Source organism: Nocardia sp. NPDC051832 (assembly GCF_040681285.1).
In the GTDB taxonomy this organism is placed as follows: Bacteria; Actinomycetota; Actinomycetes; order Mycobacteriales; family Mycobacteriaceae; genus Nocardia.
The window spans coordinates 576,313-602,804 of the sequence record NZ_JBFAYL010000001.1 but is presented as its reverse complement, the minus strand read 5'-3'; the positions used below and the strand labels follow the sequence as shown (position 1 = coordinate 602,804).

Sequence of the window (26,492 nt, the reverse complement as noted above, 5' to 3'; positions counted from 1 at the left end):
ACCGTGTCTCGGCCGCGAGTAGGAGACAGCATGAGCAGTAGCGATACCGAAGCGGGGAGGAAGCAGGCCGGCAACGGCGTCGGGGAGAAGGACGCGCCGAAGAAGGACCTGGGGCAGCGGCCGTCCGGTACGAATGCCCGGCCGAAACCGAGCATGATGCCGCGCAAGAAGCCCGCCGACTGATCAGCCGTTCTTGCTGCGCAGCACATGCGGCCGCAGGCGGTTGAAGCCGCGGACTCGCACGCTGCGCAAGTGCCGGATGTCGAACTCGGGCTCTCCGGCCAGCGCCGCGGCGGCCCCGTCATCGATCAGGATGGTCCCGGGCCGCGCGACGCCGGTGAGCCGCGACGCCGTGTTGACCACCGAGCCGTACAGATCGCCGAATCGTTGCAGGACCGGGCCGTAGGCCAGCGCCACCCGCAGGTCGGGGGTGCCGCCGACCATCATCGTGGACTCCTGGACGGCCAGCGCGATGCGCGCGGCGGCGGCGGCCGTCTCCGCCGCGAACATCACCTCGTCGCCCACGTTCTTGATGACCCAGCCGCCGTTGTCGGTGATCGCGGCGGTGGTCGTGGATTCGAACGCCTCCAGCAGCATGGACAGCTCGTCGGGGTGCAGATGTCGGGTGAGCCGGGTGTAACCGACCATGTCGGCGAAGCCGACGGCCAGCTCCCGGGTGGAATCCTCGGCCGGGGTGCCGCCGTCGATGGAGCGGGCCAGCGCGGCCGCCAGGTGCCGGCGCCAGGCATAGGTCTGCAGGTCTTCCAGTACCGCGATGGTGGCCTCGGTGGCGGCCCGGGCGGTCTCGGCGAGATCGGCGTCCTCGCCGCTGTTGGCGGCCTGGGTGATCCGGTTGACGATCTCGGACAACACCAGATCGGACTGCCATTCCGCCAGCCGCGCCATGCTCTGGCCCAGGGTGCGCGCCGCCGCCGCCTGCTGGCGCACGTCGGCGGCCGCGACCACGCTCATGCCGCGGAAGCTGCGCACCGCCTCGACATCGGCCTCGGTGTATTCGACCGCGCCGTCGTCGGGATTGGCCGGGAAACCGAGCGCCGTCCACAGCCGCTTGGACACCTCGGTCGGCACTCCCGACCGTTCGGCGACCTCACGCCGGTTGTACCGCCGCGCCCCGTCCAGCAGATAGGACTCCACCACCTGCTGGACGAGCTCCGACATCTGCTTCTCCACCATGATCGCCACCTTACGTCCAGGGCGGAGCGGGTGGTCATTTTCAGGTCAGCTGCAGCCACTGGCCGACCGACGGGACGCCCGCGGTATTCACGGCGAACACCAGGTACCAGCCGGGCGGCGCCAGCGCCGGGTTGTCCGGCAGCGTCAGCGTGAGCGAATCCGGTGCGGTGCTGGTGAATTCGATATCCACGAGGCGCTGTTCGTTGTCGGCCGAGTGGGTGGTCGCGCCCGGCCGGACCAGGTTGACCTCCCGGATCGCGCCGCTGACCGTCGCGGTGACGGTGCCACCGTAGGTCGCCGTCTCGGAGCCGAGCGTGAGGTCCGGCCGGGGACCCTGGAAAAGGTAAGGCGGCCAGAAGATCTCGATCCGCAGCTCCTCGGTCTTGCGGGCGGGGTTGGAGCCCGCGGTGACCACCTTGCCGTCGGGGGTGAGCAGCGCGATCGAGTGGTAGAGCCGTGCGACCCGGGACGGGCCGGTGTGCATCCAGGTGCCGTGCGCCGGGTCGTAGATCTCGGCGTGTGGCGGCGCGGCGTGCGCCATCTCCTCCATGCCGGAACCGCCGGTGGCCAGCACCGTGCGGTCGGGCAGCAGCACCGCGCACAGGTGCATGCGCGCGTGATCCATCGGCGGACCCGGAACATACACCGGGACTTGGGCTTTCAGGTCGGCGATCCGGGTGTCCGCCAAAGCCGGTGCGGGGCTGTGCATATCGAAGCCGCCGCCGCCGAGGATCATGACCTTCTGGTCCTGCGCGGGCGGGAGCAGCACGCTGGTGGCCTGATTGCGGGAGCCGGGTTCGGCCAATCCCGGTACCTCCTGGACGTTTCCGCTCGCCGGATCCCAAATACTCGGGCGCATACCGTTGTTCCCGCCGTACTGGCCGCCGGTGTAGAAGATCCGGCCGTCCTGCAACAGGACCAGGTGGCCGTACATGGGGATCGGCCCGGGCACCGGAAGCCGGGACCAGGTGCCGGTGGTGTGGTCGAACAGTTCCGGGACCACGGACAGGAAGTTGTCGTGGCCGAGGCCCGACACCGCGACCGCGTTGCCGTCGGGCAGGGTGACCAGCGATGGATACCAGCGCCCAAAAGACATGTCGGGCAACGCATTCCAGGTAAGAGTAGCCGGGTCGAAGAGTAGCGTGTCTTTGAGGCCGTAGAACGGGTCGTAGCGTTCGGTGCCGCCCGCGGCGAGCAGCCGGCCGTCCGGCAGGAAGGTCTGCCCGACGCAGAACAGATCGATCGGGGTATCCGGCGCGGCGAATCCCGGGCGCGGGTAATGCCAGACGCGGGTACGGAATTGGTGTGCGTTGTGCTGATCCGGATCGTTGCCGGAACCGGCGAAGAACAGCACGTCGCCGGTGTGCAGCAGGGCGGCGTGCACCGGATTGATCTCCGTGCCGAAGTCGAGGATCCGCCAGATGCCCATGTGCGCGGCGTGTTCCAGGTCGGTCTGGATCTCCAGGACCTGGAGGTAGCCGGCGTTGGGGCCCGGCGGATTGTCGATGACGCAGACCACCAGCTCGGGTATGCCCCCGGTAGGGCGCAAAGCCACTGCCGCGCCTTGGTTTTCGTGAAAACCCCAGGGCAGCTTCGTCCAGCCGCTCCAGCCGTCGAGACAGTGCCCGGTGCCGTCCAGGCCCCAGCCGATCGTGTAGACGCCCGAGTTCACGCCGCCCGGATTGTCGACCGCGAACACCAGCAGCGCGGGCCGGCCGTCGCCCAGGGGATTGTCCGCCACCGTGATTCCGGCGCCCTGGTTCTCGAACCCGTACCAGTCGGGTACCGCAACCCAGGGCGTCCACTCGGCCACCGCACCCTGCGCGGTCAGGCCCTTGGCCAGGCGGAACTGCCCGGTGTTCTGGCCGGGCGGGTTGTCGACGGTGAACACCACCAGCGTCGGCTGTCCGCCGACGGTGGTGAGCGCGATATCGGCGCCCTGGTTCTCCCAGCCGTACCAGTCGGGTACCGGCAGCCAGGGCGTCCAGCCGCCGGTGACCACGCCGTCGGGCGCCAGGTCGCGGCCGATCCGGAAATAGCCCTGGTTCTGGCCGGGCGGGTTGTCGACGACGAAGACCACCAGATCCAGCTGCCCGTTGCCGCTGAGGTCGGCGAGCGCGACACCGGCGCCCTGATTCTGCCAGCCGAACCACTCGGGGATGTCGAGCCATGGACCCCACTGTGCGACGGAACCGTCGGTCGCCAGCGCGGTACCCACCCGGTACAGCCCGGCGTTCTGGCCTTCCGGGTCGTCGACCATGAGCACCACGACATCCGGTGTGCCATCACCGGTTACATCGGCGATCGCGATGCCGCAATCCTGGTTCTCGGCCGCGAACCAATCTGGAATGGGAACGAATTCTCCTGCCACAGTTCCATACTCGTGTGCGAAGGATGATCTCGCTAGGTTCGCAGGCAATTGTCCGCCGATGTCCTCTAATTCACCACGCGCAGCGTGCCATCGGCGGTCTTAACCGCGGTTAAGGCCCGAAACGACGATCGCCCCTCCCGGTGTGGGAGGGGCGATCAGGGGCCTTCGGTCAGGAAACCAGCTGCCGCAGTTCCGCGATCAGCGCGTGGACGCCCGGCCGATCCAGATGCGCGAGCAGCGCGGGGGCCAGGGTGTCGGTGCCGACATTCCATTTCTTGAAGGACTTGGCCAGTTGGTCGATTCCGATGGGGGCGGGCTGCTTCTTCTCCGCCTTTTCCCCCTCCGGCTTGGCCAGCGCCGCTTGCCAGCGCGCCACCTGTTCTTCGGCGGGCACCTGGGCGAGGCTGCGCGCCACCCGGATCGCGAGCTCCCCCGCCCGCAGCTTCTGCTGCAACTGTGGCGTCAGCCTCAGCAGGGCCCGCCGCTGCGACACCCAGGCCTCGGTTTTGCCCAGCGCCACCGCCGCGGCCGACGCGGTGCCGGAGTCGGCGACGAGCGCCTCGACCGCCCGCGCCTCCTCGATCACGTCGAGGTTCTCTCGCTCTACGTTCTCCCGGATGGCGGCGGTCCGCAGCGTGGCCCGGGTCGCGGCGACCTCGTCCTTGACCACCAGGTCGAGCCGCTCGCACCCGTACTTCAGGGCGGCCGCCAGCCGCCGGCAGCCGTTGACGACCACCAGCTTCGCCGCGCCGAGCTCTGGTTCGTCCTCCGGCCACAGCCGTAGGTAAGCGTCGCGGGAAACCACGAGCGCGGGCTGCAACTGGATTTCGGCGATCGACTCCAGTTCCTCCAGATTCTGGTCGCCTTCGCGCGGATTGCGGGGGTTGGCGACCAGATCCGCCAGCGGTGCGGAGGTCACCGGCGCCGGATTCAGCAGCGCGTCGGTCCAGCCCGGCGGGTCATCGCTCGGCGCATGGGCCGAATTCTTACCGTCGACCGGGGAATTCGCCCCCGTCGAGTGCACTAGCGACGCCAGGTCGGTGCGCTTTCCGCGGGCCATCAGCGCGCCCCCGCCTTCAATTCCAGCGCCAGCCGCGCGAAATCCTGGCGGCATTCCAGCGAGACCCGGTTCTTCGGGTATTGAGTGACCACAACGCCGTCGGCGGACGCCCGGGTGTGCACCTTGTAATGGCGGACAACAGTATTGGCGAGCGGCCATTCATTCGCTTTGACGAAGGCCTTCGTCTGCTCCAGGTCGACGTCGCCGTCACGCGGATCCCAGTTGTTGATGACGACCAGATAATCCAGCCCGCGCGGCTTGATCAGGGTTTCGATGGTGCGGGCCGTCGGATCGAAACTGAGCGGCTCCGGTTCCAGCGGAACCAGCACGTGGGTGGCCGAATCCAGGGCGGCGTGCAGGGCGTCGGCGTAGGCCAGCCCGTGCAGCGGGTCCTCGGCGGTGCCCTCGTGCCCCATCCAGCCCGGGGTATCGACGAAAACCTGCTTGATACCGTCCAATTCCCGTAGTCGGCGCAGGCCGTCCACGTCCTCGTGGGTCTGCACGATATGGAAGGGCAGCACTTTCATGCGTTCGGCCCACCAGGCCGCCGAGCCCTGTGGATCGATGCTGACCACGGCGACGGGGGAGGGTTCGTTCGGGTCGCCGGCCAGCACCTCGGCGGTGGTCGCGGCCAGGTTCATCGACAGCGTCGACTTACCTACCCCGCCTTTCTGATTCAGGATCAGTTCGACTTCGGCATTCGCCATATGCGCGGTCACCTCCGTTTGCTTCACCCACCGCGGGTGGGCTACTTCGGATTTCGGGGCAGTGCCGCCGTATCTCTGTGCGGCGCTTCGAACTTAAACCGGGGCGAAACGCCCGATGGTATGACGCGGCGCAAATGCAGACAGTTATTGCTTTGTTATCGAAACTCGCGTGTGTTGCATTAGGTGCATGAATTACATCAGTGTCATATGGGTAATGGAACAGCTGTGCGAATGAGTCACCGTGATGGTTTTCGAATCTGATTCGAGGCGTTGGTGCACAAATTTCCGAACAGCCGACGTCCTCGATGCGAGCATCGGAGGACCGATTCATGGCTAGACATTTGTGGCGTTTCCTCGTTGGTGGTCTGCTTATCGCCGCCGGCGCCCTGGGCATCATGCTCTGCACCGCGGGAACCGCGGCCGCACAAGAAGTAGAAATACCCGGAGTCGGGATCATCGACATCCCGGACGAGTTCCAGATCCCGGCCGGATTGCCCGGCCTCCAGGTCCGGCCACCGGCCGAGCCGCAAGCGCCGGCCCGTGTATCGCCCGGGTCCGAGCGGCCGATGACCACGGCCCCGCTGCGGATCGAATGGCAGAACGAGATTCTCGCCGGACCCGAATACGACATCCCGGTCGGCCCGCTGGTGATCGGCCCCGCCGAACCCGAGGCCCCGGCACTCTCCGAAGAAGAGTCGACGCGACTGGCCGCAGTCGAAGCCGCCCGCTCCCGGCTGGGCGCCGACTACAGCGCGGGCTCCAACGGACCCGATTCCTTCGACTGCTCCGGCTTGGTGCAGTGGTCCTACGAGCAGGCTGGCCAGGACGTGCCGCGCACCAGCTATGAGCAGCTCGCCACCGGCACCCCGGTCGAGATGGACGAACTGGAGCCGGGCGACCTGGTCTCCTTCTACGGCGGTGGACATTCCGCGCTGTATGTCGGCGACGGCGAGGTCATCCACGCCTCGACCGAAGGCCAAGGCGTGGAGATCTCCTCGATCGATTCCATGCCCGTCACAGGAGCTCGCCGCCTGTGACTCCCCGAACGCGGGGCAGCTTCGGCGTGATCCGGATGGCGGCGGAAGCCGCGGTGAGATCACGGCCCTTCGTTTCCGGCGCACCCCACAGGCAGATCAGGAACCCGGCCGCGGTGACCGCGGCGGCACACAGGAACGTCGTCCCCATTCCGAGATGATCCAGGGACCAGGGCAGCAGGAAGGTTCCGAGGGCCGCGCCGACCCGGCTGATCGAGGTGGCGAAACCGACCGCAGTGGCCCGGATGTGCGTGGGGAACAGCTCGTTCGGATAGGTCCAGTCGAGCACGTTGGGACCGCCGCAGAAAAAGGCGTACAGGCACAGCATGACGAAAGCCAGCGCCATCGGCATGGCCGGCCAGATCCCGATGGCCAGCACCGGAATGATCATCAGGCCGAAGCACCAGACGATGGTCGGCCGGCGGCCGACGGTATTGATCAAGCGCATGGCGGGCAGGCAGCCGATCAGGAACACCATGCTGATCAACGCGACGCCGAGGGTGTCCATCCAGGTGCCCTTGGGCATGCCGAAGCTCTCCAGAATCTTCGGGCCGAAGGTCAGCATGGCGAACAGCACCGTGACCTGGCACAGGAAGAATCCGGAGCAGAAGGCCGTTCGTTTGATGTAGGCGGGAATGAACAGTTCGCGGATCGAGCCCTGGTGCCGCGCTTCGGCGGGTTCGACCAATTCCTGCGGGTCCACTTTCTCGTGCAGGAATTTCTCGATCATGTCCGCGGCCTCGTCCTCGCGACCGTGCTGGGCCAGCCAGCGCGGCGACTCCGGCGCCGTGGTCTGCCGGATGATGAGGAAGATCACGCACAGCACCGCACCGCTGGCCAGCTGCCAGCGCCAGCTGCCATTGCCGAAAAACGTCAGGCACAAATAGCCGACGACGTAGGCGAGCACCGAGCCCAGGTACCACGCGACGATCTGGAATCCGAGCAATGTGCCGCGTTGTTTTCGCGGCAACCATTCGCTCAGCAATGATGTGGCGATCGGGTAGTCGGCGGCCACGGCCATGCCGAGGACAAAGCGCAGAATCACGATCAGCCAGACCGATTCGGTCCAGAACGACAGCACCGAGCAGGCTGCCATCACCACCAGGTCCGCGGTGTACATGACCTCGCGGCCGATCTTGTCGGTGAGCACGCCGAACAGCGCGCCGCCGATGAACATGCCGATCAGGGCGGACGCACCGATCAGGCTGATGTCGCCGGTGCTCAGATTCAGCTCGTCGGTCATGCCGATCAGCGCGGTGCCGACGATGCTCAGGATGTAGCCGTCCAGCAGTGGACCGCCGGAGCACGCGATCGCGAGCCGCGCGTGGAATCCGGTGAAGGGTGCGTCATCGATGACAGTGGTAATCAGAGCCTCCTCGCCAATATCCCCCGGACAGCGAATATGAAGCAAACGATGCGAACCTACCCGGTGCGATGCGCACGCCGCCGTTCGACACGCGAAATCCGCACTGCCAGAGCTATTTCCTTCCGCAGGTTGCGCACGGCGTGTCGCACTGGCGCATTTGGGACTGTGTGACAGCGGAATTCGCGTCTTTTCGGTACCTTGCTCAGGGGAGAAGGTGGGAGGTATGCGGGTGCATTGGATAAAGAAGGCCGTGACGGTCTTGGCGGCGGCCGGGATTCTGTCGACCCTCGGGGCGGCGGTGGCCACGGCGGCGCCCTCGGGCGGGCGTGACGACCTGACGGTGCCGTCGAGCATGGGGCCGATCAAGGTTCAGGTGCAGTGGGCATCCCGCGGCGGCAGCGCCGCCCTCTACGTCCTCGACGGCCTCCGGGCGCCGGGCGACCACAACCAGTGGGTCACCGATACCGACGCGCTGCGCCAATTCGCCGGTGACAATGTCACTTTGGTGTTCCCGGTCGGCGGCCGCTCCAGCTTCTACACCGACTGGTACCGCCCGAGCAGCACCAACGGCCAGAAGTCGACCTACAAGTGGGAAACCTTTCTGACCCGCGAACTGCCCGCCTACCTGGCCCGGTACGGGGTGTCGCGCACCAACAACGCGGTCGTCGGGGCCTCCATGGGCGGTAACGCCGCGCTCACCCTGGCCGCGCACCACCGCGACCAGTTCAAGTTCGCCGGATCGTTCTCCGGATTCGTGAACCCGACCTTCCCGGCCTGGAACCAGGCCATGCGCGCCGCCATGTGGGACGAAGGCATGTTCAATGTCGACGACATGTGGGGCCCGGCCAACGACCCGGCCTGGCAGCGCAACGACGCCACGGTGCAGGCCGAAAAGCTGCGTGGCCTACCGGTTTACGTCACCACGGGCAACGGTGTGCCCGGTGTGCTGGACTTCGCCAACGGCCTCGGCAACACCGTGAACGCGATGGGGCTGGAAGCGATGTCGCTGACGGCGGCGCAGATCTTCCGGGATCGGTTGGCGGCCTTGGGAATTCGGGCCCGCATCGACATCGTGAACGGCACCCACACCTGGCCGTACTGGCAGCAGTCGCTGGCCACTGCCCGGCCGATGATCCTCGAGGCGCTCGGGGTCAAATAGGCCGGGTGGCCGAAAATGCCGATTTCCTGTCCGCTGATCTCTTAGCCGGTCCGGTCAGGCCCATTACGCTCGGGGTATGACAACGCCGTCCGTCCTCATCATCGGCGCCGGATTCGCCGGCCTGGGCATGGCCCTGGAGTTGCGCCGCGCCGGGATCGACAACTTCACCATCCTGGAGAAGGCCGCCGACCTCGGTGGCGTGTGGCGGGAGAACACCTACCCGGGCGCGGCCTGCGATGTGCCCTCGCCGCTGTACTCGTGGTCCTACGAGCCGAAAACCGATTGGCCACGGCGCTTTTCGGAGCAGGCCGACATCCACGACTACATGCGCGAGGTCGCGGCGAAACACGATCTGCAGCGCTTCATCCGGTTCGGCACCGAGGTCGCCGACGCCGAATTCGACGAGCAGACGGGGCGCTGGACGGTCACCACAGTCGACGGAACCCGGCTCACCGCAGACGTTCTCGTGCCCGCGGTCGGCCAGCTCTCGCGCCCGGCGATGCCGAACCTGCCCGGCATCGACACCTTCACCGGTGCGGCGTTCCACTCCGCGGAGTGGGATCACAGTGTCGACCTGACCGGCAAGCGGGTGGCCTGCATCGGCACGGGAGCCAGTGCGATCCAATACATTCCGCGCATTCAGCCGAAGGTCGCGCACCTGACGTTGTTCCAGCGGTCCGCGGCCTGGGTGCTGCCGAAGCTCGACACCGAATACAGCACGGTGCATCACGCGCTGTTCAAGTACTTGCCGCCGACGCGACTGGCCGAGCGGTTCGCGATCTGGTCCTTCTTCGAGGTGCTCGCGCTGGCGCTGACCGATATCCCGGCGATGAAGACCCCGGTGATCGCGCTCGCGGACCGGCATCGCGAAAAGCAGGTCCCCGACCCGGAATTGCGCGCGAAACTGACGCCGGATTACGCGGCGGGCTGCAAGCGCGGACTGTTCTCCAACGAGTATTTCCCGGCGCTGGCCCAGCCGAACGTGGCGGTGGAAACCACCGCGATCGAGGCGGTCACGCCGAACGGCATCCGCACCGCCGACGGCGTCGAGCATCCGGTCGACGTCATCATCTACGGCACCGGATTCAAGGGCACCGAATTCCTGGCCCCGATGAACATCTACGGGGTCGGCGGGCGCAAACTCGCCGACGTCTGGGGTGACGAGGGCGCCCGCGCCTACCTGGGCCTGTCGGTGCCGCACTTCCCGAATCTGTTCATGATGTACGGCCCGAACACCAACGTCGGCTCCGGCTCCATCATCTACATGCTCGAATCCCAGGCCCGCTACATCCGTCAGGTCGTCGAGTACCTGACCGCGCGGCCCGGCCGCCACCTTGCCGCGCGCGCGGGCACCGAGCAGACCTGGGACGACTGGCTCCAGCGCCGCCTGAAGGACACCCCCTGGAACTTCTGCTCCAGCTGGTACCGCAACGCCGCGGGGCGGATCACCAACAACTGGCCCGGCGCGACGGTCCTCTACCGCTGGAAGACCCGCACCTTCGACCCCGCCGACTACGACGAAGCCCGAGCCGCGCGCAGCTGACGTAGTCCGATTACAGCAAACTTTCAGTAAACTCGACTCCGTTCCGAATTACGCGGACGGAAGGCGAGCGAACAATGGTGTGGCTGCTCCTCCTGCTGGTAGTCGCGATCGTCGTGATCCTCATCGTCATGCGCCCGAAAGCCACCGGTCGGGACCTTGTCGCGACGGAACTCGAAGACGCGCTGGCTGACGCCCGCCGAGACAACGAGAGACTCGGCGGCCAGGTCTACAACCTGGTCCCCAGCAACGATGCAGCAATGCAAGCGCTCGCCGACGCCTCGGAACGCCACACCGCCGCCGGCTCCCAACTCGATCAGGCCAAAACCATCGCCCAGGCCCGCCTGGCCAAAATGACCGCCATCGAGGGCCTCTATTACATCCGCGCCGCCCGCACCGCGATGAACATGGACCCCGGCCCCGCAATCCCGAAACTCGCCAACCAAAACCGCGCCGGCCACGTCACCGAGCCCCGCACCATCGACTACGAAGGCCGCCGCCTCACCGCCTCCCCCCACCCTTCCACCACCACCCCCAACTACTACCCCGGCGGCATGGTCGCCGGCCGCCCAGTCCCCGCCGGCTGGTACTCCGAACCCTGGTGGCGCACCGCCCTCACCACCGGCGCCTGGACCCTCGGCTCCACCCTCCTCTTCACCTCCCTCTTCACCGGCATGCCCGGCATCGGCTACGACGCCTACACCTTCGAGCACGGTTTCCAAGACGGCTACGACACGGGCATCCGCGACAGCGCGCAATACGACGACCAGAGCTCCGGCTACGACCAGAGCGACTTCGACCAGGGCGACTACGACAACACGAGCTACGACAACGGCGGCATCGACGGCGGCACCTTCTGACACCCCACACGATTCAGCCCCCGAGCCCCCCACCCGGTAGACTCCCGAACCATCTAGCCCAGCCTTCGTAGCTCAGGGGATAGAGCACCGCTCTCCTAAAGCGGGTGTCGCAGGTTCGAATCCTGCCGAGGGCACAACATCGATATTTCCGGGGCTCGCCCTCGGTAGTCGGGCGTGGCTGAAGTGGTCACACCTGGCGGCCCTTCTGCAGAAGCAGATCCATCGAACCTAAGTTTTGGGGCTGGTCAATGACGTACTCTGCCGCTCGGATCCTCGCGCGGGCGGGTGCAAACCGGCGGTTTGATGAGCTTAGCTATTCGACCGATCTATCCAAACTACTTGCTACGGAATGGATTTGCTGTTGCCGCGCTTCGACGAAACTTGGCATCGGCTCAGAGAGTGGACGCAAGGTCGGACACCGTCTACTTCAAGGCCAATGACGATTACTCCGTAATTCGTATCCAGGCATCTCGAACCGCGGACAGCGCGCTGTCGGCGCTGATCACCAGCCGAGTCTGCCCGGCCAATTGCGCGTTCCAGTCGTCCTCGTCCGGTGCGCGATCGAACAGCTGCGGGTTGGGAAGTCGGTTGGTCGGGCCGTACCTCCGGTACAACGTGCCTGCGGCGTCATCGATCGCACCGATATCGTTCAGCGCCCAGAGGTCCCACAGGTCCCGTGATGCGCGCCGGTCGTGCCATGTTGCAGTCTTCCCTGCGACGAAAGCTGGCAGTGTGGGCACGAGAAGATGGGCCGGTGGCACGTCGCTGTATCGCTGCTCGAGATTGCGGAGTTCCGTCGGCCACGAGGGCCGGCCACGCGCCGACAGCAACTGGATCTTGACGGACGCACCGGATGCGGAGCGCAGATAGGCGGAGCCGGTATCTGGGACATTGCTCAACGACGGTGCCCATTCCAGTCGACCGTAGCTCCGTGCGACGGATCGCGGCAAAGTCGTGTCGAGTTCGGCTGCCAGTGCGGTTCGGTTGTCCAGCGCGACCAGGTCGATGTCTTCACTGAGCCTGCCGTTCACCAGATGTGTACGAGCAAGGGCAGTTCCACCGATGAAATGCAGTCGGTCGGCGAACCCGCGGCTGATTGCAGCCAGCAGGTGGGAGATCAGATGGTCGCGCTCGATCTGCTCTGGGGAAACTCCGAACTGAACTGCGACACTGTCACGTTCGTCGATGCTCATGTCCCACCCAACTTTCCGCACGTCGTAGTGCCGCACCTCGGCGCTGGCCTGTTGCAAGTTGTGCAAGTCTCGCCAAATCGCTACGACGGTAGAGCGTCTCGATCACCGGACGAACCTCCGCCTCGGCATCGCCGAGTTCCGGGCGCCCGGCAAGATCGAGCACAGTCTGCTCCGGCGTCGTGACCAGCATCGGGCCCAGCAGCGTTTCAACACGTTCCGCGTCAAGTGCCTCGGTATCGCGGCGGACGAACCGGACTTGTGCCGAGCGGTCGGTCAGCGCAATCGGCCGATGCTGGCTCGGAACCGCGACAACCGCGGTCGCCAGCGCACGAGGGAGGGCTCCCAGCACGCGGGCAGCGCTGATTCCCATGACAATGGCGTGATCCGGCCCGTAAATCGATGAGGCAATACCTGCGGCTGCCGCCTCGAGATCGGGTAACCAAGTCCGGCCGACGTACTCCGGCGGGACGATGATGTAGTAGCCATGAGCAACGCGGTGCAGCACGCCCCGATCGACGAGCCGCGCGACCTCGGGTCGCGGCTGGGCGTAGATACCAGCCAAGTCCTGCGGCCGTACAGTTCGAAGCGGTGCCCGCCAGAGCTCACCGGGCAGGGCGGTGCCGCGAAGTTTAGCCATTGACGCCACCTCCCGAAGAGTATGCAAATAGTTGGCCATTACCCAACTAAATGCATAGTATCGGATCGATGACGGCCGCCTATCGGCATTGGCCAGCTAGATGCTGGTCGGTACTGTTTCCATCTGTGTGGAGCCCAGTCGAGGGCACTAGCGGGAGCAATCATTTCCGCAGTTCAGCGCACATATAGCGCGCCATAGTCAATGGTGGGCCGACAGCACGGTGCGCATGATCGAGATGGCGGCTTCGATGTCCGGGGTGCGATCGGCGGCCACGTTGGCCCACACCACCGCGGTCGCGGTCATGGCGAGCACGCGGAAGGACTCGGCGGGGACGTCGAGATCCGGTGCGGCTGTGGCTACTTCGTGAGCGAGTGCGGATTGCAGGGCCGCGGTGACCAGGCCGTCGGGGTCGAGCAGCACGCGAAGGGCGAGATTCGGTTCGCGCCGGGCGAAGTGGGTGAGGGGTTCGTGACGGACGCAGTCGAGCATGAAAAGCCGGGCCGCATCCAGGGCGCGTTCGAGGTTCTCTCCCTGGGCATTTCGCCGGGCTGAGCGCCAGAGCTCGCCGATGGATTCCAGGATCACGTGATCCATCAGCTGTTCGCGGTCACCGACCCAGCGGTACAGCGTCGAGCGGCCGATACCGAGCCGGGCGGCGACGGTGTGCATGTCGACGCGTTCGCGCCGGTCGAACAGCCAGATCGCCGCGGCGTGCGCGTCGGCGGCGGTCGGCCGCCGAAAGGTCGGCGGTTCGACGGCAGCGTGTTCGGGACCCACGGCGGAACTGTAGCAGCTGGGACAATGTAGAAACCCGACTCCAATGGAACATTATTGACTTTTGTTCCATCGCTGGCTTAGGTTCGCTGCCACGCGTTTTGTAGTCCACGTCACAAGGAGTTCCATGCGGTTCCGCACCCTGTCGGCCCTCGCGGCCGCGCTGACCGCGCTCGTCCCGGTAGGAATCGCGCACGCCGGTCCAATCGACACCGGGTCGGCCGGCAGCGGTTCGGCTGGAGCGCAGCACGAGACCTCGAACTGCTTCTGGTTCGGCCCCACCTTTTCGGCCACCAACCAGCAGCTCAATTACGCATTCCCGGATTCGGGGGCGTTGTACTGGGCCGCGCAGTTCGACATTCCCGACGGCGCGACGCTGACCCTGAAGGGCCAGTACGCGCACGCCCGCTACCAGTCGCTGAACTCCTATGACGTGACCACGAATTCGCCGACCGCCGCGGTCAACGACGTGTCCACGGTGCCCGACGCGGGCTCGCGCAACCCGTACCTGCCCGGCGCGGACCGCGTCGGCGAGCACGGCCGGGACTACACGGTGCATGTCGTCGACAGCGCGACCCCGGCCGATCCGCAGCCCAACACCCTCTACGCGGGGGTGCCGGGCCAGCAGCGCACTACTCTCGTCTACCGCCTCTACCTGCCCGACAACGGGCGCGATCTCACCGGTGGCGTGGGTCTTCCCGAACCCGAACTGCGCACGGCCGACGGTCGGTCGTTGACGGGCGAGAAGCTGTGCGGCGCAGTACAAGCCGTCAGTACCACACCGCGAGTCGACACCCTGCCCGCGGACAAGTACCAGGCGTTGCGCGACCAGCCCGGCAAGCCCGACACCTTCCCGGCCGACAACCCGATGGTGTGGCGCACCTTCTACAACCAGCCGTTCGCGCTGAGCTGCATCTACCTGGGCAAGTGCGACGGCACCCCGGCCAAGACCGGCGGGCAGTACTCCAATATCGACAACAACTACGTGAACGCCTACGTCAGCAGGAAATTCGGCGAGGTGCTGACGCTGACCGGCACCATGCCGCGCACCCCGCGCACCCTTGACGGTCAGGCCCGGCTCGATGATCAGGTCGACATGCGGTACTGGTCGCTGTGCAGCAACGAGTCGGTCGCGACCACCCGGGTGGCCGGATGCGTCTACGACGAACAGGTCCCGCTGGACTCGGCGCGCCGCTACACCGTGGTGGCCAGCCTGCCCTCGCAGCGTCCCGTCAACGCGATCGCCGCCTGCGGGGTGGCGTGGGTGCCGCTGCCGGAGAACGGGGACGGCGCAGGTCATCCTGACGACGCCTATCTGATTCTGCGCAACATGCTGCCGTCCGATGCCTTCGGTCACGCCGTCCAGAACACCCGCAGCCCCGGCGACGAGCAGGCCGTCATGGGCGCATTCCTGCCGGAAGCAACGTATTCCAGCAAGGCTCAGTTCGAGGCCACGGGCTGCCACCCGGCGCGCTGACGGCTGGACTGAACAGAGAATATTCAGCTAATTAAAACTCGACGCAAATTTGCTGACAGATCGAATAGATGAGGCATTGTTGCAGCTATGAGTAGCTTGCGGGCATTCTTCGGCAACCCTCAGACGCGGTGGAGTCGACGCAGTACCGGTCCCGCTCGCGCGCGGGGCCGGATCGCTGTCTCCCTGGTCGTCGCCGCGGCGGTGGCTGTCGCGGCCTCCGCCTGCGGATCCGACTCGTCCTCCGATTCGCCGGAAAGCCTGCGCGACACCGCCAAGGACGCGTACATCTTCGCCTACCCCGTGGTCATGAACTATCGGACCATGTACCGGCAGGCGCTCTCCGGCGGCGGCGAGTTCGGCAAATGGCTGCATCTGGGGCTGGCCACTCCCGCCGACACCGACATCGTGACCCCCAACAACGACACCCCGTACTCGTACGCCTGGGTGGATCTCCGGGCCGAACCGTGGGTGCTGACCCTGCCCCCGGTCGAACCGAACCGCTACTACACCAGCCAGTGGGACGACCTGTGGGGCTTCGTACTCGACAATCCCGGCTCGGTGCAGGACGGCAACAACGGCATCACCGTCATGCTGGCCGCCCCGGAGTGGAAAGGCGAAACCCCCGCCGGAGTCTCGCGGGTGATCCGAGGTGAGAGCGATATTCTCGGCACCCTCACCCGTACCCAGGTCCTCGGCACCGACGACGGCCTGAGCCAGGTGCAGCGCATTCAGCAGGAGTATCAGCTCCGCCCGCTGAGCGCGTACACCAACACCCCCGCACCGGCCGCCGCTCCCGCGGTGCAGTGGCCGGCCTGGCAGGACGGCGCGGACAAGACCGCGCAGTTCTGGGACTATCTGGCGTTCATGCTGCCGTTCATCACCCCGAATCCCGTCGATCAGCCGATGTACGACAAACTCGCGAAGCTCGGCATCGAACGCGGAAAGCCGTGGAACCCGGCGACACTCGACGCCTCGGTGCGCGACGCGCTGTCCGGCGGCGTGACCGACGGCCAAGCCGAACTGGCGGGAGCGGGCAATGTCGACTCGGCGAAGCTGTTCGCCGACCGCGCCGCGCTGGGGACCGACTACCGGGATCGCGCGCTGGGCGTGTTCGCCGGAATCTTCGGCAATGTCGCCGACCAGGCCATCTACTTCCCCCTCGGCGCGGACGCGACCGGTCAACCGCTCGATGGAAGCAAGGGCAGCTACTCGATCACCTTCCCGGCCGGACAGACGCCACCCGTGCAGTACTTCTGGTCGTTCACCATGTATGAACTGCCGCAGCGGCAGCTGGTCGCCAACCCGATCGATCGTTATTCCCTCGGGTCCGCCACGCCCGGACTGCAATCGAATCCGGATGGCTCACTGACCGTGCGGTTCTCGGCACAATCACCCGGCGATGCCGCGGCCTCGAACTGGCTGCCCGCGCCGAACGGGCCGTTCTGGGTGGTGCTGCGCACCTACGGGCCCGATCAGCGGATCCTGTCGAAGTCCTGGCAGCCGCCCACCATCACCAAGGCCGGCTGAGCGGGACATTCCCGCCGTTCCACTCCGTTTGTCCCACGCAGACAAGGAGATTCATCGATGGCCGATCTTTCGCTCTCCCGTCGTGGATTGTTCGGTGCCGCAGCCGGGGTGGCGGCGGCCGCCGCGCTGACCGCGTGCGGTTCGTCGAACGACTCGGATTCCTCCGCGATCAGCACCACCGCGAGCGGCAGCGATCCGAAGTCGATCGCCAGCGACGCCTACGTCTACGGCTACCCGCTGGTCCTGATGGACGCCACCCGCGTGACCGCCGCACCCACCAACACCCTGCTGCGCTACGACAAGACACCCAGCCCCGAGGACAAGACCGTCGTCACCCCGAACGTCGACACCCTCTACAGCCAATCCTGGCTGGATCTGCGCACCGAGCCGATGGTGCTGCAGATCCCGGCCATGGCCGAGCGCTATTGGCTGGCCCAGGTACTCGACGCCTGGTCCAACACCACCCACAACCCGTCGAGCGTGCGGCCCCAGACCTCCGGTGGCGGGTCCGGTCCGTTCACCTACGCCCTCACCGGCCCAGGCTGGTCCGGCACGCTGCCCGACGGACTGACCCGCCTCGACATGCCGACCGGAACCGCCTGGATCATCATCCGTTTCGCGCTCGACAGCCCCGCCGACCACGACCCGGTCATCGCCTTGCAGAACCAGATCAAGCTCATGCCGCTGAGCACCTGGACCAGCGCGCCCGACACTCCCACCCCCAGCGGTATGCCCGCGAATCAGACCGTCAGCCCGACCGAACAGGTCGCCGCCATGGACCCCGCCGCGTTCTTCGCCAAGCTCTGCGCGCTCATGGCCGCCGACGCGCCCGCCGCGGCCGACGCCGACGCCCTGACCCGGTTCGCGAAGCTGGGCATCACACCCGGTGGCGCACTGACCGGTATCGACCCCGACACGCTGGCGGCCGCGGTGCGCGACGCCCAGCAGCGGATCCACGACTACAAGAATCCGGGCGCGAAGGTCGTCAACGGCTGGACCTACGCCACCAACCTCGGCGCCTACGGCACCGACTACCCGCTGCGCGCCAACACCGCGCTCACCGCCTTGGGCGCGAACCTGCCCGCCGACGCCCTCTACCCCATGATGAGCAGTATTGCCGCCGACTCCGGCGGCGCGACCCACAGCTACCGATTCCATTTCCCCGCAGGCCAACTCCCGCCTGCCGACGCCTTCTGGTCGCTGACCGCCTACACCGCCGACCACTTCCTGGTGCCCAACCCCGACAACATCTACTCCGTCGGCCACCAGCCCGCCGTCACCACCAACCCCGACGGCTCCGTCGACCTCACCCTCTCCGCCACCAAACCCGAAGTCCCCACCGGAAACTGGCTCCCCATCCCCACCACCGGCACCTTCAACCTCGCCCTGCGCCTCTATTCGCCCCAGGACACCGCCACCAACGGCACCTGGCAGCCCCCCGCCCTCACCCCGGCCTGATGCCCAACCGACCTCGACATCGAAGTATGTGCCGATAACTCGCAAGCTCGTAGTGTCCCGCCGAGGGCACTTCACTATCCGTAGTCCGCATCTTCTTCATTGATGCCGCACAGTGAACAAGTGCGGGATCTGGGCGCTCCTGGTATGAGTCGTGCCGGGACGCGCGCTCTGGGGAATTCGTGGCCGCGCTGCTCGCACTGTGCCGAAGTTTGGCAGCCGTCACACCACACTTGACCACCGTCGTAACGCCAACTGAGGCTTGAGGATTGGTCATCGAGATATGTGATGGCTTGTCGCACAGAGTCGAAGCAGACACTCTCTCCGCTCTGATCGCTGTAGACGTCGCCGCAGTTGTCGCAGTAGACAACCACATGAGTCTCGCTAACGAATCCAGTCTTCATGTCACTACCTCTTGCTCGGTGAGCCAGTCAGTTCTACGAGACAACGTGATATCGAATAGAGCTGGCTCTATTTGACCATCAAGTAAGCTGCTGGGCAATAGAACTGGATATAATCGGCCGAAAGCAGTCGATTCAGTTCCGAGGCGGAAGGACACCACCGCATGAGCGGTTACCGCGACGTGGCAGCCAGCCTGCGCGAGGCCATCCAGCAAGGTGAGTACGCCCCGGGCTCCACGCTGCCCAAGCAAGACGAGCTCGCCACCCGCTTCGGTGTCAACATCAAGACTGTCCGCCAAGCGGTTGGACTGCTAGAGGTCGAAGGTCTTGTCACGCCGATCCGACGTCGGGGGACCGTTGTCCGCGAACGCCCTCCGATGAAGCGACTCGGAGTGGATCGGTACGCCAAGAAGAAGTGGAAGTACGGCGACACCGTCGCCTTCGTAGCTGACCGCGAGGCTTCCGGGCGCCCGTGGAAGCTGACCGACCAAACCCAAACGGTCTCGCTGGTCGAGGCCGATCCCGAAGTGGCCGCAGCATTCGGAATCGAACCGAAATCGCCTGTCTACGAACGTGCTCGAACCGTTCGTGACGGTGATCAGCCAACTCACACGTTGACCAGCTACTACCTGCCCGAACATGTCGAGGGAACGCCCTTGGTGGACCCGACGCCAGGCCCCGCCGGTCGAGGTGGCGGCTTCGCAGTGCTGACCATGCAAGGCTACGAACCCGACCATATGACCGAGACGATCCGCGCCCGCATGCCAACTCCGGAAGAGACACAGGCGCTCGATCTACTCACCGGCGAACCCGTAATGATCCTGACTCGCCGGACCTACACCGCCAACGACGTAATTATCGAGTTCGCCCGCGGTGTCCACGCCGCATCCAGGTTCTCCTGGACATACGAATTCAAGCTCCCCGACTAGAAGGGATCGCTTCATGCCAGACGTCGGCGTGCCCGAGGAACTGCGCTCCGAGGTTGAAACCCTTTGGGACTACAACCAAATGCGCCACTCGCCACGCCCCGTCGACGTCGGCATCGGACTGGGGGGCCACGACCGAGGTGTAGCCGACCGCATCGCCGAGCTCTACCACGAAGGCATGTTCCCGCTGATCGTCTTCACCGGCGCCAACGCCCCGACGACCAAGGAACTCTTCCCGCGGGGCGAAGCCGTGCACTTCCGCGAACGCGCCATCGAACTCGGGGTGCCAGAAGGTGTGATCCTGGTGGAACCGCGTGCCACCAATACCGGAGAGAACATCGACTTCACGCGCGCCCTGCTCCGGGACCGGGCCGTGCGATCGGTTCTTCTCATCTCACGCCCATACCAGGAGCGTCGAAGCTACGCCATCTGTCGCAAGCGGTGGCCGGCGGTTGAAGTCATCTGCGGCTCGCGATCGCTGACGTTGGACGACTACCTTCTGAGCATTGGCGACGTCAACCGGGTGATCAACATGCTTGTCGGTGACACGCAACGGATTTGGGTCTATGCGCAGAAGGGCTGGGCAATCGAACAGGATGTTCCCGCCGAGGTGCGCAAGGCATATTCCAAGTTGGTTGACGCTGGATTCACTAGCCGCGTTGTCTCCTGAGCTGGGTCGCGGTCAGCTAGGTCAGGCTCCGAGTACTGCGGTACCCTTGACAGTTCACGCCAATGTCGCCAACGATCCCCGCAATGGCCCTACCAAGCAAACGGATCAAGACTGCTTGTTTCGCAGGTTCAAATCTTGCCGGGGGCACCTCGTTTTTGCAGTTCACCTGGGTTGTGCGCTGCACAGTTCCACCGTGCCCGGCGCACGGAGGTTCTGTGATCAGTCGTGTGTGACGAGGATCCATTCGTTCGCTTCGGCGGCCTGGCGGTACAGGCGCGCATAGTCGTTGAGAAGGCTCAGGAAGAGAGCGCGGTCGCGTGGTGGTTTGTAGACATGGGCGGCCTGCATTGCCTCGATGTCGAAGAGGGCTGGGGCATCGTCGAGGATGTTCTCCACGTATTCGGCTACTGCTGCTGCTGTGTTCGGTCGGACCAGACGCAATGGAATGCCCACCGAGGAAACGGCTTTGCAAGGAAATTCTTCGGCGCCGAACACGCAGATCTCGGCCAAACCGTGCGGGTTTCTGTCGGTTTGCGCTCGGCGGTTCGGTGCCAGCATCCAGTAGGCGGCGTCCCACGCACGCGTGGACAAGGCTCGGTTCAGGAGGGCGGGGTGGGTGTTCACCAGGTCGCGTGCGATCGGAACGAGTTCGAGCCATAGTGGATCGTCGTGGTACGGGCCTTTTGTGATGTCGTCGGTGGCCATCGTTCGGAAGAAGCCCAGGGCCTCGGCTGTCTCGCGGTCGTTCATCGCGCGCTTGATCAATGGGTCGTAGGGAAGGGCCCGGTAGCTGGCGTCGATGGCCATCCGGCGAGCTTATCGACCAGCGGCGAGCGGTTCGGGTTTCGGGCTCAGGTGACCTTCGAGCCAGGTGTTGATGTCGTCGAGTGCGGCTTGTGCCATCGGGGTGGGGTGGCCGGTGAATCCGTGCGGCGCGTCTGGGTAGACGCGGAGTTCGATGTCGGTATTGGCGGCTGATAGGCGGGCGGCCATGGCGAGGTTGTCCTGTAGCAGGATGTCGGCTTCGCCGATGACCATGAGGATCGGGGGGAGGTTGGAGGGTTCGGCGTAGAGCGGGGAGAGGTCTGGGTTCGTGCGGTCCGGTGCGGTTCCGGCGTAGGCCTCGAGGAAGTATTCGTCGGCGATCAGGCGGCCGGCCGGTGTTTGTGCGCTCAGGTCATAGGTTCCGAATTGCAGTACGGCGCAGTTGAATGCGGTGGTCCCTCGGTTGCGCAGGCGCAGCAGCGTCGTCATCGCCAGGGTGGCGCCCGCCGAGAATCCGCCAACGGCGAGGTTCGCGGTGCCGAAACGAGGGCGGGCGTGCTCGGCGAGCCAGAGTGCGGCGGTCTCGCAATCGTCCGGAGCGGCGGGCCACGGATGTTCGGGGGCGAGTCGGTAGTCCACGCTGACGACCGCGATGCCGAGGGTGTCGGCGAGTTGGCGGTTGCGGACGTCGCCGGCGGCGGCCGAGCCCAGGTAGAAACCACCGCCGTGGATGTCCAAGAACACGCCCTTGGCTGCCCGGGCCGCGGGAGTGTGGATGCGCAGTGGAACGCTGCGTCCGGCGGCTTCGGCGAGTACTTCGACGGCCGGCGGCTGCGCCGGGACCGGCTTGGCGAGACTCGCTCTGGTTTCGCGAAGTTCCGCGAAACTGCTCGGACTTGTTCCGGCGGCACGCTTTTCATAGAACACGCGGGTCTCGTCGACAAGGAACCGGAGGCGAGGGTCGATCAGTGTGTCGAGTCCGAGACGCATGGGTACCCACCGTACATCGAAGAAGAAGCACCGCCGCGGAGTGAATTGCGCGGCGGTGCTTCGGGTTTGGTCAGGCCGGGTCGGGAGTGTCGGCGAGCTTGAGCCAGATGACGCCGCCGATGATTACCGCGAGCCAGAAGGTTTTGGCGAGGGTGAGGGTTTCGTCGAAGAAGACCGGGCCGAGGAGGGCGGCGCCTACCGCGCCGATGCCCGCCCAGACGGCGTAGCCGATGCCGACGTCGATCTTCTTGAGGGCGACGCTGAGGAAGTACAGGGTGAAGAGGAAGAAGACGAGAGCGACGGCGGACCAGAGGGGGTTGCTGAAGCCTTCGCTGCCGTTCACGCTCAGGGCATAGCCGATCTCGAAGCCGCCGGCTGCCAGTAGGGCCAGCCAGGAGGCGGTCTTGGGCTCGACGGTCGTGGGCACCAGGGGCTGTGTCGCGGTGGTCATGAGAGCTGTCCTTTTCGAAAGTGGTTGGGTGCTAGACGGTTCCGGCGAGGTTCAGGCCCACTACGCCGACGATGACGATGCTGATGCCCAGCAGTTTTTGCCAGGTCAGGCGCTGGGAGAGGAAGAGGGCGCCGAGGACGACGATGGTGACTCCGGCCAGGGCGGTCCACAGGGCGTAGCCGACGCCGACGTCGAAGGTCAGCAGGGCGAGGCTGAGGAAGAAGGTGGCGATCGCACCGCTGACGAGGGTGCCGATCGTCCAGCGGAGGTTGGTGAAGCCTTGGGCCTTGCCCGCGGCGATGCCGACGGCGACCTCGAAGAGAACCGCGATGCCCAGGTAGAGCCAGTTCATGATGATGTTTCCTCTCGATAGTAAATGCATGTACATGCAGATATATGGCCATGAAAGAACGGCGTTGTGCCGCCTTGTGATTCAGGGTGTGAGCAATGCCTGGATCGCCAGTAGGGCGGATCCGAGCTGCCTGGTGTCGGTTCCCGGGAAGTGTGTCGTGGCGTCGGTCAGGAGTTCGGTGATCCGATCCTCGTACGGGGTTCGCGCGCTGCGCACCAGTTCTTCGCCTTCGTCGGTGATGACCGCGTAGACGCCGCGTTTGTCGTCCGCGCAAAGATCGCGGCGCACATATCCTTTCGCCTCGAGCCGGCTCACCAGGCGCGTCGCCGAGCTTTGATTCAGTCCGACGCGCTGTGCGAGATCATTGACGCGCAGTTCCTTGTCGGAGGTCTGGCTCACGAAACTCAGCGCGCGGAACTCGGTCAGCCCGACGCGATACGTATCCGCAAGCCACCGATCGAGATTCGCGTCCACGGCCGAGGCGAACGCGGCCACCTTCGACCATGCGCCGCTGGCGTCACCCCGGGGTGCCCGCTTCGAATCAGTTGATTGCATGTACATGCATGTACCGTAGCAGACCCGCGGCACCGACATCGCTGCCGGTGTCGCAGATCACCCCTCGGGCTCACAGAATCACTTGGCCACCGGCCGTGACCGGATAATCTGGACAACTTTGGACGGGATTGGTCACAATGCGACCAGGGAGGTCCATATGGCCGATCCACTGGACGAATTGCGCACGCTCAAAACGCAACTGCGCGAACTTCGTTGGACCACACAGGCCGATTCCCTCAAGACGCTGGCGCGGGAATCCGCCCGCAGGCCCGGCGCGCGGGGCGGCATCAGCAAAGCCACCATCGGCAACGTCATCAATCCGGATAACTCGACGATGCCGCGGTGGGAGACCTACGAGATATTCATCGACACCTGCCTGCACCTCGTCGATCGGGCCGGCGCCGAGCCGCCGCCCGGCGGCGGGGATCGCCAGGTCTGGCGGCTGCGGTATATCCAGGTCCGAGATGCGCTGGGCGACAACGGCGAACCGCTGGATGAGGAGGCATCCGCGCCGCCGGTCGAGCCCGCTGTGGCTGAGCCGGATTCGGCCCGCGACCCACCGGGCCGGCGGCGGCGCTCGCCGGTATGGCTCACTGCCGCCGCGATTCTGGCGATGGGTGCCCTCGTCGTCTGGCAAGTAGCCGACAAAGATGGGCCCGCACCCGACGCACCGGCACCGGTATCGCCCTTGTCGTTCTGCGCGGAGTTGGGCGGCAAGAGGATCCTGGAAGACAGTTTCACCGACGCGACGAGCGGCTGGCCGGACCGCACGGGCCAATCCGAATACGTCGCCGGCTCATATCATTTGACCGCGGCGGCCGGTATTCAGATGGTCCACGCCAGCGCCCCTGTTCCGGTATTGGCGGATTCGTGCACCGAGGCTGTGGTGCGCATGGAATCCGGATTCGGGGGAGTCGCGCTGTGGTGCCGGGCCGAACCGGGTGACTTCGCACGCCGCTACTTCTTCGCCGTCAGCAGTACCGGGCACTGGAGCATCGCGATGGGGCAACCTCTGGAATCCCGAGTCGCCGTGCTCGCCTCCCGGGACAGCTTGCCCGGCCTGAACCTGGCACAGCCGACCCGGATCGGCGCGTCTTGCCGCAGCGCGGCCAACGGCGTCGATCTGGTGGTCAGCGTGAACGGGGAGGGCCTGCGGTACGTGGATCCCGATTCGCGCCTGACCACCGGGTCTGTCGGCGTGGTCGGGTGGTCGTGGCTGCTGGACCCAGGCGCCACCTCCAGCGCCGTGGTCGAGGAGATCGCAATCTGGGAGCTACCGGCCCTGAACTGAGGATTCAGGAGTAGTCACGAAAGGTCATGACAAAGCCGACCAGCGCGATGACCAGCAACGCCAGGTAGGCGAGGACGCGCAGCCAGGTGGTAGGCAGATCCCGCGCGAACAGGCCGCTGATCATGGCGAACAGCAGCATCAGGACGCCGTAGAGCACCGTGCGCTTGCGAGCTTCCATACCGCCTGTCTACCCCTCGGCGCGCGGGCGCGCATCGAGGGGTTCGCTCAGGTCAGTCGCTTTTCTGCGCCGATGCGACGCCGCCGGCCAGCGCGAGCAGGACGCCCGCGACGCCGAGACCGATGCCGAAGACGGGCTGCATGTCGTCGGCCCACGACAGGATGATGAACTCCATGTTCATCTGCTCCAGGATGAGCGAGCCGAAGCCCAGAATGGCAAGCCAGATACCGATTTGCACCACGTGATTCCCCAATGCCCCGCCGCGCGCCTGATGCGCGCGGTTCCAGTCCAGGACAATAGATCTCACGGTTTGCGGTGTCCACGCGAATTCCGCGGTCGGCGAACTACTTTCCGGCGAGGCCCCGGGCGATGACGAGGCGCTGGATCTGGTTGGTGCCTTCAAAGATCTGCATCACCTTGGCTTCGCGCATGTAGCGCTCGACGGGGAAGTCCTGGGTGTAGCCGTAACCGCCGAAGACCTGCACCGCGTCGGTGGTGACTTTCATGGCGGCGTCGGTGGCGATGAGCTTCGCGACGCTGGCCTGGCGGGAGTAGGGGAGACCGGCGTCGCGGCGGCGGGCGGCGTCCAAATATGTCGCGCGAGCGGAATCCACCGCGGCGGCCATGTCGGCGAGGACGAAGCCGAGTCCCTGGTGGTCGATGATGTGGCGGCCGAAGGCTTCGCGTTCCTTGGCGTAGGCGACGGCGTCGTCGAGCGCGCGCTGGGCCAGACCCGTTGCCACGGCGGCGATTCCGAGCCGCCCGGAGTCCAGGGCGCTGAACGCGATGGACAGGCCCTGGCCCTCGTCGCCGATCAGGCGTTCGGTGGGGAGCAGCGCGTCGTCGTACGCGGCGGTGGTGGTGGGGATGCCGCGCAGGCCCATCTTCTCCTCGGGCTTGCCGAAACTGAGACCGGCGGTGTCCTTGGGCACGAGGAAGCACGAGATGCCGCGCGAGCCCTCACCGGTGCGGGCGAACAGGGTGTAGAAGTCGGCGCGGCCGCCGTTGGTGATCCAGGCCTTGGAGCCGGTAATGCGGTAGCCGTCTTCGGTTTTCGTGGCGCGGCAGCGCAGGGCGGCGGCGTCGGAGCCGGCGTGCGGCTCGGAAAGGCTGTAGGCGCCGACGGTTTCGCCGGACAGCATGTCGTGCAGCCATTGCTGCTTCTGCTCGTCGGTGCCGAAGGTGAACAGCGGGTGGCAGGAGAGACTGTGCACGCTCACCGCCACCGCGACGGCGGCCCACCGGCTCGCCAGCTCCTCCAGAACTTGCAGATAAACCTCGTAGGGCTGACCGCCGCCGCCGAATTCCTCCGGGTACGGCAGGCTCAGCAGCCCCGCCGCGCCGAGCGCCGGAAACACCCCCTCGGGGAAGGTTCCGGTCTTCTCGCAGTCGACCACCCGCGGTTCCAGCACCTTGTCGGCGATGTCGCGGGTCAGGTCGATGAGGTCGCGCGCCTCTTGGGTGGGCAACATCCGATCAACTGACATGCCCCTGTTCTACCCGATCGGGTCCGGCGGCCGACCCGGCGGCGGGTGATATTCGGCCGCTATGACCAGCGG

At 65.9% G+C, this 26,492-nt stretch carries 27 protein-coding genes and 1 tRNA gene; 12 read left to right on the top strand and 16 right to left on the bottom strand.

The genetic code is table 11. The features are described from left to right. The first annotated feature begins 30 nt into the window (after positions 1–30). Entirely contained in the window at positions 31–183 is a 153-nt protein-coding gene (locus AB0M14_RS02380) for a hypothetical protein (RefSeq protein ID WP_364987645.1), read from the top strand. Here the strand turns inward: AB0M14_RS02380 and AB0M14_RS02375 are convergent, their stop codons facing one another. The 4 genes from AB0M14_RS02375 to AB0M14_RS02360 form a co-directional block, all read right to left on the bottom strand. Beyond that, on the bottom strand, positions 184–1,194 hold the full coding sequence (locus tag AB0M14_RS02375) for an adenylate/guanylate cyclase domain-containing protein (RefSeq protein WP_364987642.1): 1,011 nt from the start codon (positions 1,192–1,194) through the stop codon (positions 184–186). 40 nt (positions 1,195–1,234) lie between these two features. Continuing rightward, a complete protein-coding gene (locus AB0M14_RS02370) occupies positions 1,235–3,565 on the bottom strand; it encodes a galactose oxidase-like domain-containing protein (RefSeq protein ID WP_364987638.1) in 2,331 nt (776 codons plus the stop codon). A 169-nt stretch (positions 3,566–3,734) separates the two neighbouring features. Next, positions 3,735–4,625, bottom strand: a complete 891-nt coding sequence (locus tag AB0M14_RS02365) for a ParB N-terminal domain-containing protein (RefSeq protein WP_364987635.1) — start codon at positions 4,623–4,625, stop codon at positions 3,735–3,737. Next, positions 4,625–5,332 carry a ParA family protein gene (locus tag AB0M14_RS02360; protein ID WP_364987632.1) on the bottom strand — a complete coding sequence of 236 codons (708 nt, stop codon included), beginning with the start codon at positions 5,330–5,332 and terminating at the stop codon, positions 4,625–4,627. The genes AB0M14_RS02365 and AB0M14_RS02360 overlap by 1 nt, the downstream gene beginning before the upstream one ends. 329 nt (positions 5,333–5,661) lie before the next feature. Here AB0M14_RS02360 and AB0M14_RS02355 point away from each other — a divergent pair, with 329 nt between their 5' ends. After that, positions 5,662–6,369: a C40 family peptidase gene (locus AB0M14_RS02355; protein WP_364987629.1), complete on the top strand. Its 708-nt coding sequence runs from the start codon at positions 5,662–5,664 to the stop codon at positions 6,367–6,369. On the opposite strand, the gene AB0M14_RS02350 is transcribed toward AB0M14_RS02355, so the two are convergent. Next, positions 6,347–7,777, bottom strand: a complete 1,431-nt coding sequence (locus tag AB0M14_RS02350) for an MFS transporter (RefSeq protein ID WP_364987625.1) — start codon at positions 7,775–7,777, stop codon at positions 6,347–6,349. The two genes, AB0M14_RS02355 and AB0M14_RS02350, sit on opposite strands and share 23 nt — an antisense overlap. Positions 7,778–7,955: 178 nt before the next feature. Here AB0M14_RS02350 and AB0M14_RS02345 point away from each other — a divergent pair, with 178 nt between their 5' ends. From AB0M14_RS02345 to AB0M14_RS02330, 4 genes are all read left to right on the top strand, one after another. Beyond that, a complete protein-coding gene (locus AB0M14_RS02345; protein WP_364987622.1) occupies positions 7,956–8,891 on the top strand; it encodes an alpha/beta hydrolase family protein in 936 nt (311 codons plus the stop codon). Between the two features lie 76 nt (positions 8,892–8,967). Further along, positions 8,968–10,434 (top strand): NAD(P)/FAD-dependent oxidoreductase, encoded by a 1,467-nt coding sequence (locus tag AB0M14_RS02340; RefSeq protein ID WP_364987619.1) that lies wholly within the window; start codon positions 8,968–8,970, stop codon positions 10,432–10,434. 74 nt (positions 10,435–10,508) lie between these two features. Continuing rightward, positions 10,509–11,291 carry a DUF1542 domain-containing protein gene (locus AB0M14_RS02335; RefSeq protein WP_364987616.1) on the top strand — a complete coding sequence of 261 codons (783 nt, stop codon included), beginning with the start codon at positions 10,509–10,511 and terminating at the stop codon, positions 11,289–11,291. 61 nt (positions 11,292–11,352) lie between these two features. Continuing rightward, positions 11,353–11,425, top strand: a tRNA-Arg gene (locus AB0M14_RS02330). Between the two features lie 309 nt (positions 11,426–11,734). Here the strand turns inward: AB0M14_RS02330 and AB0M14_RS02325 are convergent. The 3 genes from AB0M14_RS02325 to AB0M14_RS02315 all read right to left on the bottom strand — a co-directional run bounded on the left by AB0M14_RS02325 (position 11,735) and on the right by AB0M14_RS02315 (position 13,898). Next, on the bottom strand, positions 11,735–12,484 hold the full coding sequence (locus AB0M14_RS02325; protein ID WP_364987613.1) for a nucleotidyl transferase AbiEii/AbiGii toxin family protein: 750 nt from the start codon (positions 12,482–12,484) through the stop codon (positions 11,735–11,737). After that, complete coding sequence (locus AB0M14_RS02320; RefSeq protein ID WP_364991227.1) at positions 12,465–13,121, bottom strand: type IV toxin-antitoxin system AbiEi family antitoxin; 657 nt, start codon at positions 13,119–13,121, stop codon at positions 12,465–12,467. The genes AB0M14_RS02325 and AB0M14_RS02320 overlap by 20 nt, the downstream gene beginning before the upstream one ends. A 198-nt stretch (positions 13,122–13,319) precedes the next feature. Then, entirely contained in the window at positions 13,320–13,898 is a 579-nt protein-coding gene (locus AB0M14_RS02315; protein WP_364987610.1) for a QsdR family transcriptional regulator, read from the bottom strand. Between the two features lie 124 nt (positions 13,899–14,022). On the opposite strand from AB0M14_RS02315, the gene AB0M14_RS02310 reads away from it, so the two are divergent. The 5 genes from AB0M14_RS02310 (at position 14,023) to AB0M14_RS02290 (ending at position 20,351) form a co-directional block, all read left to right on the top strand. Next, entirely contained in the window at positions 14,023–15,372 is a 1,350-nt protein-coding gene (locus tag AB0M14_RS02310; protein ID WP_364987607.1) for a hypothetical protein, read from the top strand. Positions 15,373–15,459: 87 nt separating this feature from the next. Further along, positions 15,460–16,899: a DUF1214 domain-containing protein gene (locus AB0M14_RS02305; RefSeq protein ID WP_364987604.1), complete on the top strand. Its 1,440-nt coding sequence runs from the start codon at positions 15,460–15,462 to the stop codon at positions 16,897–16,899. Between the two features lie 57 nt (positions 16,900–16,956). Beyond that, complete coding sequence (locus AB0M14_RS02300) at positions 16,957–18,357, top strand: DUF1254 domain-containing protein (protein ID WP_364987601.1); 1,401 nt, start codon at positions 16,957–16,959, stop codon at positions 18,355–18,357. A 562-nt stretch (positions 18,358–18,919) separates the two neighbouring features. Next, a complete protein-coding gene (locus AB0M14_RS02295; protein WP_364987598.1) occupies positions 18,920–19,684 on the top strand; it encodes a GntR family transcriptional regulator in 765 nt (254 codons plus the stop codon). Positions 19,685–19,697: 13 nt separating this feature from the next. Further along, positions 19,698–20,351: a YdcF family protein gene (locus AB0M14_RS02290; RefSeq protein WP_364987595.1), complete on the top strand. Its 654-nt coding sequence runs from the start codon at positions 19,698–19,700 to the stop codon at positions 20,349–20,351. A gap of 219 nt (positions 20,352–20,570) precedes the next feature. Here the strand turns inward: AB0M14_RS02290 and AB0M14_RS02285 are convergent, their stop codons facing one another. The 5 genes from AB0M14_RS02285 to AB0M14_RS02265 form a co-directional block, all read right to left on the bottom strand. After that, positions 20,571–21,158, bottom strand: coding sequence for a hypothetical protein (locus tag AB0M14_RS02285; protein ID WP_364987592.1), 588 nt, complete (start codon positions 21,156–21,158; stop codon positions 20,571–20,573). A 9-nt stretch (positions 21,159–21,167) separates the two neighbouring features. Then, positions 21,168–22,106: an alpha/beta hydrolase gene (locus AB0M14_RS02280; RefSeq protein ID WP_364987588.1), complete on the bottom strand. Its 939-nt coding sequence runs from the start codon at positions 22,104–22,106 to the stop codon at positions 21,168–21,170. Positions 22,107–22,176: 70 nt separating this feature from the next. Beyond that, entirely contained in the window at positions 22,177–22,557 is a 381-nt protein-coding gene (locus tag AB0M14_RS02275) for a multidrug efflux SMR transporter (RefSeq protein WP_364987585.1), read from the bottom strand. 31 nt (positions 22,558–22,588) lie between these two features. Next, positions 22,589–22,909, bottom strand: a complete 321-nt coding sequence (locus AB0M14_RS02270; RefSeq protein WP_364987582.1) for an SMR family transporter — start codon at positions 22,907–22,909, stop codon at positions 22,589–22,591. An 81-nt stretch (positions 22,910–22,990) separates the two neighbouring features. After that, positions 22,991–23,470, bottom strand: coding sequence for a MarR family transcriptional regulator (locus AB0M14_RS02265; protein WP_364987579.1), 480 nt, complete (start codon positions 23,468–23,470; stop codon positions 22,991–22,993). A 151-nt stretch (positions 23,471–23,621) separates the two neighbouring features. Here AB0M14_RS02265 and AB0M14_RS02260 point away from each other — a divergent pair, with 151 nt between their 5' ends. Next, positions 23,622–24,755 (top strand): hypothetical protein, encoded by a 1,134-nt coding sequence (locus tag AB0M14_RS02260; protein WP_364987576.1) that lies wholly within the window; start codon positions 23,622–23,624, stop codon positions 24,753–24,755. Positions 24,756–24,759: 4 nt separating this feature from the next. Here AB0M14_RS02260 and AB0M14_RS02255 read toward each other — a convergent pair whose 3' ends face one another. The 3 genes from AB0M14_RS02255 to AB0M14_RS02245 all read right to left on the bottom strand — a co-directional run bounded on the left by AB0M14_RS02255 (position 24,760) and on the right by AB0M14_RS02245 (position 26,420). Then, the gene (locus AB0M14_RS02255) at positions 24,760–24,933 is read right to left on the bottom strand and encodes a hypothetical protein (protein ID WP_364987573.1); all 174 of its coding nucleotides are present in this window, start codon (positions 24,931–24,933) and stop codon (positions 24,760–24,762) included. A 52-nt stretch (positions 24,934–24,985) separates the two neighbouring features. Next, the gene (locus tag AB0M14_RS02250) at positions 24,986–25,171 is read right to left on the bottom strand and encodes a hypothetical protein (RefSeq protein WP_364987570.1); all 186 of its coding nucleotides are present in this window, start codon (positions 25,169–25,171) and stop codon (positions 24,986–24,988) included. Positions 25,172–25,277: 106 nt separating this feature from the next. Next, positions 25,278–26,420, bottom strand: a complete 1,143-nt coding sequence (locus tag AB0M14_RS02245; protein WP_364987568.1) for an acyl-CoA dehydrogenase family protein — start codon at positions 26,418–26,420, stop codon at positions 25,278–25,280. Between the last annotated feature and the right edge of the window lie 72 nt (positions 26,421–26,492).